This window comes from Leptospira sanjuanensis, assembly GCF_022267325.1.
GTDB lineage: Bacteria > Spirochaetota > Leptospiria > Leptospirales > Leptospiraceae > Leptospira > Leptospira sanjuanensis.
Map to the genome: position 1 here is coordinate 1,114,812 of NZ_JAIZBG010000001.1, position 14,658 is coordinate 1,129,469.

Consider the following 14,658-nt stretch of genomic DNA (forward strand, 5'->3'; position numbering starts at 1 on the left):
AGACGACTGCTTTGCACGCTCCACATCCCTAACGCGGAAAACAAATCGAAAGTAGAGTGAGTTTTAAGAGCACACTGTAAACGGAAGTAGCATTTCTGAAAATGCCGCTTCCGATTTTCAAGTGGAATTTATCGTGATCGTTTGTCGGAACAATTGAAAAATTTTCCTTGCTAAAGAAGAAAGCGGTTTTAATTCTTTCCGATTCTTTTTATGCTATCTTCTTTAAAAAATCGTCCACAAGAGAAAGGAAATGATTTCCTCGTTCCTCGAAATTCTTATATTGATCGAAGCTTGCACAGGCCGGAGAGAAAACCACCGAGCCGATCTCCGCGCCGTTGGAAAGGCGAATTCGTTTGAGAAGGTTTTCGGTGAAAGCATTTGTGAAATCGGAAGAAGTTTGAAAAGCGGTTCCCGGACCGGAAGGGAGGAACGCTTCGGGATCTAAAGGAGATCCGAAAGAAGAATTGCCCGGACCGGTGGCGTTCGAGACTATATTTCCTTTTTTGAATATTGCAAACGCGTCGTTCAATGTATCAACGGAGAAAAGTCGATCTCCGACGACTTCCCGAACTCCCTTTTCCCACGCAGATCTCGCTTCTCCGATCAAAATCACCGAGCCGATTCCTTTTATTAGAAAATCATAAAGCGGTTTCGGGTCTTCCTGTTTCGGTCTCCCGCCGAGAATCAGGCAGGTTTGCGGAAGATTTTTCCAAGTCGCCATTCCGGCGAGCATGCTGTGGAGGTTCGTGGATTTCGAATCGTTGATAAAGGAAAGGCCGAATTTTTCTCCCGCGATCTGAAAACGGTGGGGAAGTCCTTTGAAACGCGGAATCTGCGCTTGGATCGATTCCGGTTTTCCTCCGATCGCTTCCGCGGCGAGAATGGAAGCCGCGAGATTTTCCCGGTTGTGCGTTCCCGGAAGATAGAATTGAGAGATGTCGTAGACGTGCAACGCCGTCTTGATCGTTTGGGAATTTTCATCCACAAACGCATTCGATTGCGGACTTCTACCGAAACTCAAAAGCTTGCATTGATACGAAACCGAAGAACTAAGAATTCTTTCTTTGATTTTTTCGGAAACGATTAGGGAATGATCGACGTTGGAAAGATCGGCTACTTTTAATTTCGCCTGGAAATAATTTTCCATCGTCTTGTGTCTTTCAAGATGATCGGGAGCGAGATTTAAAAAAACGGAAACGTTCAAACCCAAGGAAGAAGAGTCGTCGAGTTGATAACTGGAAAGTTCCAGCACCGCGAGTGAAATCGGCTTCTTACAAAAAGAAGTAAACGGAATCCCGAGATTTCCTCCTTCTTGAAGATCAGGGAAGTCTTTTTTTAAGAGATGCGCAGTCAAAGAAGTCGTCGTCGATTTCCCGTCCGTTCCGGTTATGCCGATGATTCTCCCTTTAAAAAAATGTCTGCCGAGATCGATCTCCGAAAGAACGGGAATCTTCTTTTCTAAAGCGTGAGAAAGAATCGGATGAGTCGGTAAGATACCGGGCGATTTGACGATCAATGCGATATCGGTAAGGGAAGAAGGATCTACGTCGTCGGATAGATAGGGAACGTGGAGAGACTCGGGACGATTGCGGTCGCAGAGAATGGGGTTTGATTGTTCGTGAATCAGAAGTTCAAGAGCCGAGTTGCCGGAGATTCCTCCGCCAAGAACGAGAGTCTTTAGCCCTTTCAGGGACTCGGGAAATTTCATTTTTAGACCGGTGAACAGTGATTGACAGGTTATTTTCACCCCCGATAGTTGTCAGTAGCAAAAACGAAGGATATTCTCTTGCTCGATCACAAAGTACGCGACGGTGTTTTGATTGTTTATCTCAAAGGACGTTTGGACGTTTCCATCGCCAATGAGGTTGAGGAAAATCTGAATGACCTGATCGACAATCAAGGTCATAAAAAAGTGATTCTGAATATGCAGGAAGTGGATTATATGTCCTCGTCCGGTTTTAGAGCTTGTATCTCCACCCTGAGAAAGTTAAACTCCAAAGAGGGTGCATTAAAAATTAGTAATATCAAACCTGCGGTAAAGCGGATCTTCGACGTTATCGAACTCACTTCTCTCTTTGACATTCGCGAAACCGAAGACGAGGCTTTGAAATCCTTCTAAGCCTCGATGTCCTCCGCTCAACTACACCGGGTTCTCCGGGAAATCATCGCCACTAAACAAAACGAAATCAAGGAAATCGGAAAGTATGACCCGGCTCCTTATCGAGGACTCGGGCTTGGAGAATCTCTGCGAAGCAGAAACTTTTCCATCATCGCCGAGTGCAAACGCAAAAGTCCTTCTGCCGGCGAAATCCGCTCCGAGTATGATCCCGTTAAAATCGCAAAGACGTACGAGGATTCCGGCGCTTCCGCGGTTTCCGTTCTGACGGATCGAAATTATTTCGGCGGTTCTTTAGAGGATCTAAAGAACGTTTCTTCTCTTTTGAAAATCCCCGTTTTAAGAAAAGATTTTATTTTGGATGAATCTCAAATTCGAGAAGGGAGAGCCTTCGGCGCCTCCGCGATTCTTTTGATCGTGAGAATTTTGACTCCCGATCAGATAAAAACGTTTTTGAAATCCGCAGCGTCGCTGGGAATGGATTGTCTCGTGGAAGTTCACACGGCGCAAGAAGCGAAGATCGCCTTAGACTGCGGCGCGGAAATTATAGGAATCAATACGAGAGACTTGGATACGTTTCAGATTCATCCGAATTTGGTCGAAGAGGTCTCCGCGTTTTTACCGCCTAACATCGTCAAGGTGGGAGAGTCCGGTGTTAAGAGCCGCGCGGATTTGGACGCATTCCGCAGACTCGTGGATGCCGCGTTGATCGGAACGTATTTTATGGAAAAGCCGGACATTCACAAGGCTTGGTTGGATCTTTTTTGATCGCCTCTTTTATTTGTTCCGACAAACTACCCGCACAAAATAAAACTTGACCTTAAAGTAATGCTTCTCCCGAAAACGGACGCTTTCCTAGTTTAGAATACGTCCTTTACAAACGACGCAAAATCCGATACGCTCAAACGCGGAGAAAAGAGATGATCGTTTATGCGTTGAGTTGGTTTTTCCTTTTAGTCTTCGCCTTTGTCAATGCGGCGATCCGCGAACTTACGTACAAAGAAGCGACGGGAGAATTTTTATCCCATCAGATCTCCGTCTTTACGGGAATGATTCTTTTGTCCGTTCCGATTTGGCTCATTCTCAAGTTGAAACCTTTGAAAAATTCCGGACAAGCGGTGCGCGTCGGATTGCTCTGGGTTTTGTTAACCGAAGTCTTTGAATTTTCGATGAGCGTATTTTGGGTCCGCAAGCCGTTCGGGGAATTTCTACAAGTTCATAACGTATGGAAGGGCGAGATGTGGCCTTTGCTTCTCGTATGGATCGGCGTCGCTCCGTATTGGTTTTACAAACGATTCCGAGCCTAGGAGAACATAAGACAGAACCCAAGTCAACGCATTGGAAGGTAGAATTCGAAACGATCGATTGAAAAGACTATCCCGTAACCGCCACTGCAAAAAAATCGACCTGAGAAGGCATTTCATGACTCAAGAAACCCTCGGAGAAATTCAAACCGGTAAGATTCCGTTAAAAGGAAGAACCTTAAAGGAACTCTCGGAGATCATGGTTTCGCTCGGGGAAAAACCGTTCCGCGCAAAACAAGTTTATCACGGTTTATACGTGAATCGCTACGAGTCTTGGGAACAATTCACGACATTCTCCAAAGCCCTCAAAGAAAAGCTCGAAGAACTTTGTTCTCTGACTCGTCTTCATGTCGTCAAACATCTCAAGTCCGTCGACGGAACGCAGAAGTTTACGTTCTCGTCCGAACCCGATAACGGAAAAGAATTCGAAGCCGTATGGATTCCTTCGGGAGACGGCGGACGAAAAACGATCTGCATCTCTTCGCAGGTCGGCTGCACTCTGAATTGTAAATTCTGCGCGACAGCTAAATTAGAATTTCAAGGAAATCTAAAGGCTCACGAGATCGTCGATCAGATTCTTCAGGTGGAAAAAATCGTAGGCGATAGAGCGACTAACGTGGTTTTTATGGGAATGGGAGAGCCGTTTCACAACTACTTCAACGTGATCCGCGCCGCGTCGATTCTTCACGATCCGGACGCTCTCAATCTCGGCGCGAAACGGATCACGATTTCCACTTCCGGAGTCGTCAACGGAATCCGCCGCTTTATCGAAAACAAGGAACCGTATAACTTCGCGATTTCGCTCAATCATCCCGATCCGAGCGGAAGACTCGAGATCATGGACATCGAAGAGAAATTCTCTCTTCCAGAACTTTTACAGGCCGCCAAGGATTTTACGAGAGAATTAAAACGAAGAATCACGTTTGAATATGTGATGATTCCCGGCGTTAATATGGGAAGGGAAAACGCGAATAAGCTCGTTAAGATCGCAAGATCCCTCGATTGCAAGATCAACGTCATTCCTCTCAACACGGAATTTTTCGGATGGAGAAGACCCACAAGGGACGAAGTCGCGGAATTCATCGCGCTTCTCGAACCCGCCGGAGTTCCGATTCTCAACCGAAGATCTCCGGGCAAAGATATCTTCGGCGCCTGCGGAATGCTCGCCTCAAAAAGTTGACCTCAGCTTTCGTTTCTGAAAAATGGGGCAATGAATCTAAAAAGAATTCTTCTTTTTCTATCCATTCTATTTTTTGTTTCCTGTCAGGAATACGTTCAGCAGAAATGCAGTTCCGCATGTAAGTTTTTCGTTCAATGCGCGGTGACCACGTTCAAGGACGTGAAGGTTACGGACGCGGAAAAAAATCAGGCGATGATCGATTGCGAAAGCGGATGTATCCGCGAACAAAGTTTTGTTCTTCCGTGTTTCGAATCCGAAACCACATGCAAAGGTTTTAATACTTGTGTGATGGAATCCGGATTTATGGATTGAAAGGAGTTCTTATGAATCAGATCGCAGCCGACAACAAACAACCGATTTCCGTTCGCGTCCTTTTCGTTTTATTGATCGTTTCCGTTCTTCCTCTGCTCTTTACTCTTCCTCTCGACGTGATCGATATCGATTCTTCCCAATACGCGGAAATTTCGAGGGAAATGGTGGAAGGAGGAAATCCGTTTTTTATCCGGGACAACGGAAGAAGATATCTGGATAAGCCGATCCTTACGTTCTGGAAGATTTCTCTTTCGTTTCTCGTGTTCGGTTATCAAAATTTCGCGTTTCGTCTTCCGGCCCTTTTGTTCACCTTTCTTTCCCTATGGGGAATGTTCAAGCTGACCGAGTCCTATTCGGGAAGCCGTCTGCGTGCATGGATCGCGACGTTCTTATATGCGCTTTCGCCCGGTCTTTATTCGATGGTCGTCGATCCGAAGATCGACGTGTATCTGACTCCGTATCTGATTCTCGTTCATACGTTTTATTATCTCGGATTTAAGAAAAATAAGAATTATTATTATCTAATGTATTTTGCCATGGGCCTCGGTTTTATTACGAAAGGGCCGATCGCGATGGTGATTCCCGGACTTTCGATCGGGGGCGATATCTTATTCAGAAGGGATTGGAAACGTCTTCTGGAAATGAAGCTGTTTCCTGGCGCGTTGCTTGCGATTCTTCCCCCGCTTTTATGGTCGATTCCGTTGTATCTCGAATTTCAGACTTACGGTCCGTATTTCTTTTTATGGATTCAATCGTTTGGCCGCTTTTACGTGAAGATGTACAACCAGAAGTTCAATCCTTTGTTCTTCTATTCCAATTTTTCCTGGGCGTTCGGCGTTTTTATTCTTCCTTTCGTAGGTTTCGTTTTCGACCGGGTTCGGAGATTTTTCAAGGACGGAGCCGGAAAATCCGTATTTCAGAATATTCTAAAAAATGAATATAAGAATGGCGATTTTGTTCCCGGTTTTTGGCTGTTTTTGTTTCTTTTTTTGATCAGTTTTTCCAGATATCAATTGCCTCAATATATCTATTGGTGTCTTCCGGCGGCGGCGGTGATCGGGGCCGGTTTTTTCGAATCGATCCTGACCGGTTTAAAGGATCGGAAAGAGGACGGTGCGGTTGTTAAGGTCGGTCAAGCCTTGCTTTTGTTTACGGCAGGAGCATTTTTGGCGACCGTCTTTATTTTACCTTCGATCAGCATTCAAGTCGGATGGGAATATTTGATTCTTCCTTTGATTTATCTCGCGGTATTTCTTTGGATTTATTTTCAATCCGGCAAAGAAGGACGATTGCTCGCTTCGTGGGTCTTTCCGGTTTCGCTGTTCTTCTCGATCGTGAGTTTATATCTTTATCCGATGTTGACCTCGTATCAGCCTTCGAAAGAAATCGGAATCTTCATTCGAGAAAACGAACCCGGTAAGGAAAAATTATTTCTTTTCGGAGTTCCGGCTTCAAAGCGCTCTTACGCGTATTATTCGCAGAGAATTTCAAGAACCCTCTTCGATCCCGCAATCCTGGTAGAAGCGATTCAAAAAGACGGACAACGTTATCTGATCGTTCAAGACAAATGGCTTTCGAAGATGGACGAGTTTTTCGGTAAGGACGTACAATTTGAAACCGTCCGAGAATTTCCCTCCTATAAAGTTGCGACCCCGGAAGGAAAATTCTTTTTGAAAGCTCAAAGGGAGAAGGTGGTCGGTAAGGTGATTTTGATGAAGGCCACTTTAAAAAATTCCCAGAAACGATAAGAGTTTTGAAAAAAACGTGCGGGGAATTTTACGTTTCACCCGAAAAATAAATTAGGCTAAATTGTGAGCCTGGTTTGGTTTTGGTCCCTGGGTAAAACCGGGGACTGCTTTTCCTTTGTTTTTTTCGTTCTGGAAAAAATTATTTAATACGAAGTCAGTATTTTCAAGAATCAGTAGCATAAGCTACGGCTATTGCGTAGTTCGGCTACAACGGGAATGACTGCTCTTCGTTTCGTAGGCCGCCTCGTATTCTTTTTCTATGTCATTTTAATCGGTTTATCGGCGAATCGTTGAATAAAGGATTTCGAATATACGTTCGAATGCAAATAATCTTTAATATTCGCTTTGTTAAATGTTCGGTTTATAAAAAGAACTATACTAAATAATAATCCAATATAGATTTTGGCCGTGGGTCTCAGTAATTTATTGTCAATAGTGACGGGATTGCTTCACTTTTTATTCGGCGTTTATACGTTCCGATTAAAAGGGAATCGTATTGTTCAGAATTATTTTCTACTTTTAAATTTTGAATTATCCTTATGGTTACTGATTCAAGGCTTTCGAGTCTTGGTTCCGCTTGAATACCGCAATTTGGCGCTCAATCTGAATTTTATACCGATCTTGTTCGTTCCATTTACCCTGTATGTTCTTTGTAAAAAATTGGAAAACTCGGAAAGCAGGATTCCTATTTGGGCCTCCTTGATCGCCTTTGTTGGGTTAGGTTATTTTGTCTTCAACTGCGTAACGCAAAGAATGGCGAATATGAAGGATCAAGAAAAATTCGTTTATGAGATAAACGTAAATTATCATTTATACGTTTTATATCTGATATTTTGGACCGGACTTTCAATTTTCGAAGTCTCGCACAAGATGCTCAGAAAGAGAGGTGATTTTAGAGTCAGGCTGTTTTTTTTCCTGATTGGAGCAATTTTAGCCTTACATAGTACCACTTTCTTCGTATATATTCTTCCGCTTTTCGGAATCTTTAAGCCGTGGTTGTCGTCCATCGGACTTCTTATTTCTTGTCTCTTTTGGGGAATCGCAATATTGCATTTCGATGCCTTCGAAATTAAAGCGAAAATTATCGGCGGCGCCGACGTTCCTTTGATCCATAAGGCCGCGTCTTGGAGTTTCTTGAGAATTTTAGCTAGGCTTGATCCGATGCGCTTTATTCAAAAAAGTTCGAAAGAAAAAGCTGCGATTACGAAGGAAATACTGATTCAAGATTATGATCTGACTTCCAAATCGGGTGAGTTGTCCGTCGATAAACGAGCGGAACTACTTTCCAAAAAGTTCGGAAAGTATTTTAAATAATTTTCGAACTTTTACCTTCTTCGCGCTCCTTTCGATATCGATTTACTCTTAGCTAGAATCCGTCAAGAGGTTCGATCGTTGATGTTGCCTCATTTAAGCTTGAAAAATACGATTTCTCTAATAGTATGTACTGGTTGTATAGATTTCGATGTAGATAAAATGATATATTCGTTTAAATCCCTTCTCTTTCTTTCATTCATCATTTTTGCGTTCACGAGTTCCGTAAATGGAGAAGAAAATAAAAGTTCCGAAACGAACTCGGCTCCCGGTAAATTCGGAATCGGAATCAGTTTATTCGGACCAACCGGCTTGACCGGCAAGTATTGGATGGACGACAAAAAATCTTTCGAAGCGGGACTCGGATTTAGCGCGTTCGGTAACGGAAGATTTCACTTTCATGGAGTTTTTCTTTATAACTTCGCTTCTTTAAACGAATCGGTCGGTTTTTATGGCGGCATCGGCGGGGTAGCGGAAGAAAAACATTACCGGGAAAAAGAAAGGGTAGGACGTGGCAGATTTATTGAGACCGAGGGGTATGAAACTTCTTTCGGCGCTCGCTTGCCGGTCGGTTTGTCTTGGAGATCGCAGGATAAGAAATTCGAGTTATCCGGAGAAGTCTATCTCAATGTTTTTTTTCTCGGAAGGGGAGGCGCCGATCTCGGTCTGGTTTTTGCCGGTAGAATTTATCTTTAGTTAAGACGTCCGATTTATTTCGACAGAAATACTGCGATTTCATTTCGATGGATCCTTTCGAATATCTCTTTCCAACCTTTTCTAAACGATCACAGGATTAAAAATTTTTTTGGATTGAAATAGTTTTATATAAAATCATAAGCTATATGAAAACGTTTCCATAATTGGAATGGAAAGAGCCGCCGTTGATTATCTTGAATAGGAGAAGCCATGAAATATTTCGAAGATTTGCAAGTGGGAGAAACTTTTGAGTTGGGGAGTTATACCTTATCGAAGGATGAAATTTTGGAATTTGCCGCGAAATACGATCCGCAACCGTTTCATATCGACGAAGAGAAGGCGAAAGAGTCCATATACGGAGCCTTGATCGCTTCCGGTTGGCAGACGACGGCCGTTTATATGAAGTTATTTGTCGAAAATCTAATGAATCGAGCGCATGGAATGGGGTCTCCCGGTTTGGAGGAATTGAAATGGAAACGTCCCGTTTTTGCCGGCGACACCTTGCGGGGAAGATTTAGTATATTAGAAAAAAGTAAATTTAGAGCTAATTTGGGACTCGTAATGGGAAAGAACGAGCTGGTTAATCAAAACGAAGAAGTGGTTATGACCTTCAAAGGGAAGATGCTGTTCTTAAAAAGAGAAATCTAAGATTCGTATTGTTGCTAAGAAACTGAGATCCGAAGTTTTAAAAAGAAATTTTGCGGAGTTTTGTCGAGATTTTCCGTACTTAAGAAAATCTCGGTTCGCTTCTAAATATTGAGAACGTTGTCCGCAATTCGGTCGGCTTAATTTGAAAAATAATTGAAATCAAAATTATGCCCTTGGGCTAGTCATTCGTAAAATGCGCGGTTGTCGTTTAACGATCCGCGCGAAATCGGAAATCAATTCATATCGTCGATCTTGATGTCATCGGGTGCGGGTTGGCCTTTTCCGTTTTCTATCAAACTCTTAAGACTCAAAAGAAAGACCGCCCATTTCATACTACAATGTGCGGTGAACTCACTTTCGGTTTTCCAGTCTTGATGTCGAAAGTGAACGAGGGTCATCGCTGCTCCATCGGGCGCGGTACCTGCGCGTAGATCGAAATCAACATGCGAACCGACCCAATCCTCCGGTCCGTTGACACATTCCCATAACACCCGAGCCGGAGTCGATTCTTGAACTTTCATATCAAAGAAACCTTTTTCACCAAACGTAAAACGAATCGCATCTCCTACCGCCGAAACTCCTCCTGAAAACGCGCCTTCCACTTGTCTTGTCCACCAATTCGCAAGACCGGCTTGAGTCGTTAACGCTTGAGTTACTTCGTTTGCTCCGGCTCGAATGCCGACTTTGTGGTAAATTCCATTCATACTATTCTCCTTTTTGTTTTCTCTTCCGGCCTCGCCGATAAAGACTTTGTTTTACTCTTCGCTTACGTACCACGTTTCGAGCCCGTTGAGAATGTTCGTCCAGCCGCCGTGATGCATTTCGATTTCTTTTCGATCCGCTAAACGTTCGTGAGTCAGCGTTACGAGAGTTTGCGGTTTGTTTTTTGCGCCGTTCGTGCCGGTGATCGTCACGGAAGGCAACGCGGTGAATGTAACGGTGACTAACGTTTCCCGATGGCCTGTCGCGTGCGAGCGCCATGTGAAAACGAGTTTTGTGGGTTCGTCGATCGTTATATATTCCCCTTCGTGCGGTAAGACTTTACCGTCGAGAGTCATGTCGATGCGGAATTTTCCGCCGGGTCGCGGATCGATCGTTACCGATTCGATTCCGATTTCTTCTCCGGATAGGAACCAACTTGAAAATTCTTTTTCTTGTAACCAAGCTCGAAAGAGTCGAGAAGGTTCCGCGTTAATTTTTTTTTCTATTTTTAGGACGGGTGTGGTCATCATCTTGCTCCTCAATGAATGCTTCTAATTTATCCAATTTGTTACTCCAGAATTCTTGATGATAGGTAAGCCAGGCGAATGCTTCCGAAAGAGAACGATTTTGCAGTTCCAAACGAATGCTACGGCCGTCTTCCGGCGTGCGCACCTTGCGAACAAGTCCCGCAGCGGCCAGAACATCGATATGCTTTGCAACCCCCGCAAAGGACATCGAGAAGGGCTCCGCAAGTTCCGAGATGGTGAGCGAGCCTTTTCGCAAACGTACCAGCATTTGACGTCTCGAATGATCGGAGAGCGCTGCAAATACCCGGTCGAGTTTCTGTTCTTTTTTTAATTCAACCATTCGGTTGAATATATGGCAGCTCGTTTTTTTGTCAATTGTTAAACTATTGGGTTGAATACTTGTTTTGGTGAATTACGATTTTTTTTAAGTAAGCGCCTAAACAACCGCACCTTTTTCTAATCGTATAAATGTTGTAAACTGTCTTTGATGAAAAAAACGAAAATAGATTGGCCCAAAGAGTTTGATGACTTTTCAAAGAGTGGACTTTCCCAGCCTCAGTATTGTAAAGAAAGACACCTCAAATACACGACGTTTCGATATCATTGGGAGAGACGTTCTAAGCATTCAGAGAAGAACGACTTTGTAGAAATTCCTCCTTCCTCGACAAATTCTCAGTCATTGGTAGAAGCCGAATTTTTGACCCTAAAGATAGATACGTCGGGGAAGGCATCGCTCCAAGTAAACGTTCAGTTTAGTTTAGGACGATGGAGTTAAATCCCGGAAACAGAAAAGTGTATCTTCGACCTGGGGCGACGGATTTAAGGAAATCGATCAATACGCTCTCTGTAATCGTAGAAGGAAAGATGAAAAAAGATCCGTATTCGGCGAGCGTCTTTCTCTTCTGCAATCGCAAGAAAGATAAACTGAAGATGCTCTACTGGGATAAGAGCGGGTTTTGCCTTTGGCAGAAGAGACTGGAAGAGAGTAAATTCCCGTGGCCGAACTCAGAGGAGGAAGTGCATAAAATACCCGTTGAAAGGTTTCATTGGCTATTGAATGGGATCGATTTTTTCAAAGAGCACAAGAAACTAAAATACAAGAATGTCAGTTGAAAATGTTTGACTCAAGAAAAGAAAGTATTAAGACTGAATCCGAATGTCTTTGGATCTAAACTCTCTTCCTGATGATGTAGAAGAACTAAAAAGAATCATTATATTAGAGAATAATAAATATCAGGAAGAATTACGACTCCAAAAACAGAAAGAATCCGAACATTTGGATCAGATCGAGAGATTGAAGATCCAGCTTTTCGGGAGAAAGACTGAGAAATGGAGTCAGATCGAAAAAGATCAAGGATTTCTTTTTAACGAAATAGAAAGCTCCTTGCAAGAAGATTCTCCTGAACCCGAAGAAGAAAGTCTTTTTAGTCCTGTTAAAAGCCATACAAGAAAGAAGACGGGAAGAAAACCTTTCCCGGACTACTTTCCAAGAATCGAAATCCTACATGATATTCCTGAAATTGATAAAACCTGTTCTTGTGGTCACGAGCTTACTCGTATCGGAGAAGACAAGTCCGAGAAGTTAGATATTATCCCGGCTAAAATACAAGTCGAAGTTCATATTCGCCCTAAGTATGCGTGTAAGCATTGTGAAGGAACTTCTGATGAAACTCTACCTGTCGTAAGAATCGCGCCGGTTCCCCATCAGATCGCTGAGAAGAGTATGCTTTCTTCCGGATTCTTAGCTCACACGCTTACTCAAAAGTTTGCGGATGCTCTTCCGTTTTACAGACAAGCCGGGATTCTCCAGAGATCGGGAGTGGATATTTCAAGGAGCACCCTTTCCAATACCGCAATTCAAGTTTTTGAAAAACTTTCTCCGATGATCGAGGATGTGAGAAGGGAACTTTTCAAATCGAAGTATTTGCAGATCGATGAGACGATTCTTCAAGTGTTAAACGAAGAAGGAAAGTTGAATACATCCAAATCGTATATGTGGGTGATCCGAGGGTTCATCAGAGAAAAGCCCGTTGTTCTCTATCATTATGAGCCGAGTCGGAGCGCTAAGTTTTTAGAAGAATGGATCCAGGGATTTGAAGGAATCATCCAAACGGACGGTTTTGAATCTTACGATTCTTTGTTGAAAGTTAAATCTAAGATTCTTCACGCGGGATGTTGGAATCATGCGAGGAGGAGATTTTTCGAAATTCTAAAAATCGATTCTAAGAATGTGCAAGCAGAATGGATCGTAAAGAAAATCGGTAAGCTTTATACAATCGAGTCAAAAGCTAAGGTAGAAAGTTTAAGTTCTGAAGAACATCTGAAACTCAGGCAATCCGAATCTAAGCCTATCGTTGATGAGATTCGTTCTTGGATGAACAAACGGATCGTCGAAGTTGCTCCCAAATCTTCTATGGGAAAAGCGCTCTCTTATCTTTCTGGCCAGTGGGAAAAACTGCTTCTCTTTTTGGATCATCCGGAATTGCAATTAGATACGAATCTCGTTGAGAACGACATTCGTCCTTTTGTGATCGGTAGAAAAAACTGGCTCTTCTCCGGTTGTCCACAAGGGGCAACTGCGAGCGCGGGATTCTATTCGTTAATTCAAAATGCAAAGATCTCAGGTATCGATCCTTACGCTTATTTACGAGATCTTTTTAAGTCTTGGGAAACGATACCGAGAAGTCTTTCTTGCGAGGATCTGCCAAAAAACGGTGGGCTTGTGGTTCGTTAGGCGGTTACTTTTTTAATGAGAAATGGATGCTGATTTTCTTTTGGATACTGTCTTAAAAGTTTCGCACAATTTAATTTCGAGAGGTCGGATTCTCCATTTGTCGATTTGAACAAAGACTTTTTGATTGAGTTTGCCGATCGTTGACGGTGAGATCTTGGTTCCCCAAAGACTTTCGTGATGTCCTCGACTCTTCGAACCGAACCCCCCGCAAGATACATCTCCATGAGAGCTTCTTCTACGGAACTCTCCCTGCGTTTGTATCTTTCGATGATTGCCGACTCGAACGTAATTGTCCTAAGTTTCGGAACTTTTAACTTTACTTTTCCAGCTTTTGTTTCGAAGTTTCTATTATACGAACCCGCTAGTGTATCTCTACTCGATCCGGATTCCTTTCATACTTGGAGGCTTGGTAGAGTTTGTCTGCGTCTAAGAGAGCGTTCAGTGTTTCTTCCAGTATCTCCTCTTACGAGTTCGCTCAAGTCTTTCCCCGAGTTGAGCCTCATCCGCTTGGATTACTTTCAGGTGCGATTTTTCTTCTTCTGCCCTCATGGGGGTTCTCCTTCTTCTTGAATTTGTTTGGTCACAATCTCAATCGGCAAGGAGAGCCTTCTCGTTTATTCGTAAATGTGCGAAAAAGTTAGGAAATTATCGCTTCTTTTTTTGCTTTTAATATTCCTGATTCTTTCAAAGAGGGCGATAACTCCAAAAGAAAAATAAGAATATAGCGAATAAAGGTAGGAACCAAGTTAAGAAACTTCGGCCTATATTTTGCTCGAATACGGTTTTCGACATTCTAATAAAGCTGATCGTTTGCAGAAAGATTCCCGCAATTAAAAATAAGCTTACAAATCCTAAAAACAGAATCATATAATAAATATCTCTCTTAGCTGAACTCGGCATTATCGTAAAAAAGAATAAAATCGGAAAAAGAGATAGGAGAATATATACGTTACTCGAAACAACTAACGAAACACATTTTCGGAAATTTACGTTTTTTTCTCCGAAAACTCTAACGGTTAAAAAAGTTCCGATACTAAAATAGAGTTCGAAAACGATCAAAAAGAACGCGAAGAAAAATATATTGTAGGGGAATGCATTTAGTAGATACAAAAAGACAGAAATCTTTCCTTCTACAAGATAACCTCTCATAATCTGAGAATACTCCACCAAGTAAGAGAGATTAAACATTGAGAGAATAAGATTAACAACTATATAGAGTGCGATAAAGCTGATGTGTGTTTTGATCGTAGATCTAAAAAAAGCACTTCCGTCGATTTCGTTAATTCGGTTAGGGAAAAGATGAAATTCAACGGTTTTCCTTATTTCCCTTTTAAATATGTTATCCGCTAGGAATTCTTTAAATTTATCCAGTAACTTCAT

At 42.8% G+C, this 14,658-nt stretch carries 17 protein-coding genes and 1 pseudogene; 12 read left to right on the forward strand and 6 right to left on the reverse strand.

All coding sequences use genetic code 11. The features are described from left to right. Window positions 1–208 precede the first annotated feature (208 nt). Complete coding sequence (murD, locus tag LFX25_RS05105) at window positions 209–1,708, reverse strand: UDP-N-acetylmuramoyl-L-alanine--D-glutamate ligase (protein WP_238729280.1); 1,500 nt, start codon at window positions 1,706–1,708, stop codon at window positions 209–211. A gap of 78 nt (window positions 1,709–1,786) precedes the next feature. Between murD and LFX25_RS05110 the strand changes: the two genes are divergently transcribed. The 9 genes from LFX25_RS05110 (at window position 1,787) to LFX25_RS05150 (ending at window position 9,315) form a co-directional block, all read left to right on the forward strand. After that, complete coding sequence (locus LFX25_RS05110) at window positions 1,787–2,119, forward strand: STAS domain-containing protein (RefSeq protein WP_010575596.1); 333 nt, start codon at window positions 1,787–1,789, stop codon at window positions 2,117–2,119. A 6-nt stretch (window positions 2,120–2,125) separates the two neighbouring features. After that, window positions 2,126–2,884: an indole-3-glycerol-phosphate synthase gene (locus LFX25_RS05115; protein ID WP_238729281.1), complete on the forward strand. Its 759-nt coding sequence runs from the start codon at window positions 2,126–2,128 to the stop codon at window positions 2,882–2,884. Between the two features lie 152 nt (window positions 2,885–3,036). Then, complete coding sequence (locus LFX25_RS05120) at window positions 3,037–3,423, forward strand: hypothetical protein (RefSeq protein WP_238729282.1); 387 nt, start codon at window positions 3,037–3,039, stop codon at window positions 3,421–3,423. Between the two features lie 115 nt (window positions 3,424–3,538). Next, window positions 3,539–4,600: a 23S rRNA (adenine(2503)-C(2))-methyltransferase RlmN gene (gene rlmN / locus LFX25_RS05125; protein ID WP_238729283.1), complete on the forward strand. Its 1,062-nt coding sequence runs from the start codon at window positions 3,539–3,541 to the stop codon at window positions 4,598–4,600. 30 nt (window positions 4,601–4,630) lie between these two features. Next, on the forward strand, window positions 4,631–4,912 hold the full coding sequence (locus LFX25_RS05130; RefSeq protein ID WP_118955484.1) for a Cys-rich protein: 282 nt from the start codon (window positions 4,631–4,633) through the stop codon (window positions 4,910–4,912). A gap of 11 nt (window positions 4,913–4,923) precedes the next feature. Further along, window positions 4,924–6,660: an ArnT family glycosyltransferase gene (locus tag LFX25_RS05135; RefSeq protein WP_238729284.1), complete on the forward strand. Its 1,737-nt coding sequence runs from the start codon at window positions 4,924–4,926 to the stop codon at window positions 6,658–6,660. A 408-nt stretch (window positions 6,661–7,068) separates the two neighbouring features. After that, window positions 7,069–7,974, forward strand: a complete 906-nt coding sequence (locus tag LFX25_RS05140) for an LIC10906 family membrane protein (protein WP_319936854.1) — start codon at window positions 7,069–7,071, stop codon at window positions 7,972–7,974. A gap of 159 nt (window positions 7,975–8,133) precedes the next feature. After that, window positions 8,134–8,667, forward strand: a complete 534-nt coding sequence (locus LFX25_RS05145) for a hypothetical protein (RefSeq protein ID WP_238729285.1) — start codon at window positions 8,134–8,136, stop codon at window positions 8,665–8,667. 210 nt (window positions 8,668–8,877) lie between these two features. After that, on the forward strand, window positions 8,878–9,315 hold the full coding sequence (locus tag LFX25_RS05150; protein WP_238729286.1) for a MaoC family dehydratase: 438 nt from the start codon (window positions 8,878–8,880) through the stop codon (window positions 9,313–9,315). A gap of 233 nt (window positions 9,316–9,548) precedes the next feature. Here LFX25_RS05150 and LFX25_RS05155 read toward each other — a convergent pair whose 3' ends face one another. Genes LFX25_RS05155 through LFX25_RS05165 form a run of 3 tightly spaced genes read right to left on the reverse strand, consistent with a single transcriptional unit; the run spans window position 9,549 to window position 10,884 of the window. Beyond that, window positions 9,549–10,019 carry an SRPBCC family protein gene (locus LFX25_RS05155; protein WP_238729287.1) on the reverse strand — a complete coding sequence of 157 codons (471 nt, stop codon included), beginning with the start codon at window positions 10,017–10,019 and terminating at the stop codon, window positions 9,549–9,551. A gap of 51 nt (window positions 10,020–10,070) precedes the next feature. Next, on the reverse strand, window positions 10,071–10,547 hold the full coding sequence (locus LFX25_RS05160) for an SRPBCC family protein (protein WP_319936856.1): 477 nt from the start codon (window positions 10,545–10,547) through the stop codon (window positions 10,071–10,073). Continuing rightward, window positions 10,507–10,884, reverse strand: coding sequence for an ArsR/SmtB family transcription factor (locus LFX25_RS05165; RefSeq protein WP_238729288.1), 378 nt, complete (start codon window positions 10,882–10,884; stop codon window positions 10,507–10,509). The genes LFX25_RS05160 and LFX25_RS05165 overlap by 41 nt, the downstream gene beginning before the upstream one ends. Window positions 10,885–11,031: 147 nt before the next feature. On the opposite strand from LFX25_RS05165, the gene tnpA reads away from it, so the two are divergent. Genes tnpA through tnpC form a run of 3 tightly spaced genes read left to right on the forward strand, consistent with a single transcriptional unit; the run spans window position 11,032 to window position 13,278 of the window. Continuing rightward, a complete protein-coding gene (gene tnpA, locus LFX25_RS05170; RefSeq protein ID WP_118966454.1) occupies window positions 11,032–11,319 on the forward strand; it encodes an IS66 family insertion sequence element accessory protein TnpA in 288 nt (95 codons plus the stop codon). Then, complete coding sequence (gene tnpB / locus LFX25_RS05175) at window positions 11,310–11,657, forward strand: IS66 family insertion sequence element accessory protein TnpB (protein WP_118966397.1); 348 nt, start codon at window positions 11,310–11,312, stop codon at window positions 11,655–11,657. The genes tnpA and tnpB overlap by 10 nt, the downstream gene beginning before the upstream one ends. Window positions 11,658–11,700: 43 nt before the next feature. Next, window positions 11,701–13,278 carry an IS66 family transposase gene (tnpC, locus tag LFX25_RS05180; protein ID WP_118966396.1) on the forward strand — a complete coding sequence of 526 codons (1,578 nt, stop codon included), beginning with the start codon at window positions 11,701–11,703 and terminating at the stop codon, window positions 13,276–13,278. A 78-nt stretch (window positions 13,279–13,356) separates the two neighbouring features. Here tnpC and LFX25_RS21030 read toward each other — a convergent pair. Further along, window positions 13,357–13,827: pseudogene (locus LFX25_RS21030) on the reverse strand (transposase); the annotation flags it as partial. A 135-nt stretch (window positions 13,828–13,962) separates the two neighbouring features. Then, complete coding sequence (locus LFX25_RS05185; protein WP_238729289.1) at window positions 13,963–14,658, reverse strand: hypothetical protein; 696 nt, start codon at window positions 14,656–14,658, stop codon at window positions 13,963–13,965.

Excerpts from the sequence above, each read along its gene's own strand:
- LFX25_RS05120 (WP_238729282.1), top strand. The coding sequence starts at position 3,037 with ATGATCGTTTATGCGTTGAGTTGGTTTTTCCTTTTAGTCTTCGCCTTT.
- tnpA (WP_118966454.1), top strand. The coding sequence starts at position 11,032 with ATGAAAAAAACGAAAATAGATTGGCCCAAAGAGTTTGATGACTTTTCA.
- LFX25_RS05160 (WP_319936856.1), bottom strand. The coding sequence starts at position 10,547 with ATGATGACCACACCCGTCCTAAAAATAGAAAAAAAAATTAACGCGGAA.
- LFX25_RS05165 (WP_238729288.1), bottom strand. The coding sequence starts at position 10,884 with ATGGTTGAATTAAAAAAAGAACAGAAACTCGACCGGGTATTTGCAGCG.
- rlmN (WP_238729283.1), top strand. The coding sequence starts at position 3,539 with ATGACTCAAGAAACCCTCGGAGAAATTCAAACCGGTAAGATTCCGTTA.
- LFX25_RS05155 (WP_238729287.1), bottom strand. The coding sequence starts at position 10,019 with ATGAATGGAATTTACCACAAAGTCGGCATTCGAGCCGGAGCAAACGAA.
- LFX25_RS05145 (WP_238729285.1), top strand. The coding sequence starts at position 8,134 with ATGATATATTCGTTTAAATCCCTTCTCTTTCTTTCATTCATCATTTTT.
- LFX25_RS05150 (WP_238729286.1), top strand. The coding sequence starts at position 8,878 with ATGAAATATTTCGAAGATTTGCAAGTGGGAGAAACTTTTGAGTTGGGG.
- tnpB (WP_118966397.1), top strand. The coding sequence starts at position 11,310 with ATGGAGTTAAATCCCGGAAACAGAAAAGTGTATCTTCGACCTGGGGCG.
- murD (WP_238729280.1), bottom strand. The coding sequence starts at position 1,708 with ATGAAATTTCCCGAGTCCCTGAAAGGGCTAAAGACTCTCGTTCTTGGC.
- LFX25_RS05130 (WP_118955484.1), top strand. The coding sequence starts at position 4,631 with ATGAATCTAAAAAGAATTCTTCTTTTTCTATCCATTCTATTTTTTGTT.
- LFX25_RS05115 (WP_238729281.1), top strand. The coding sequence starts at position 2,126 with ATGTCCTCCGCTCAACTACACCGGGTTCTCCGGGAAATCATCGCCACT.
- tnpC (WP_118966396.1), top strand. The coding sequence starts at position 11,701 with ATGTCTTTGGATCTAAACTCTCTTCCTGATGATGTAGAAGAACTAAAA.
- LFX25_RS05135 (WP_238729284.1), top strand. The coding sequence starts at position 4,924 with ATGAATCAGATCGCAGCCGACAACAAACAACCGATTTCCGTTCGCGTC.
- LFX25_RS05185 (WP_238729289.1), bottom strand. The coding sequence starts at position 14,658 with ATGAAGTTACTGGATAAATTTAAAGAATTCCTAGCGGATAACATATTT.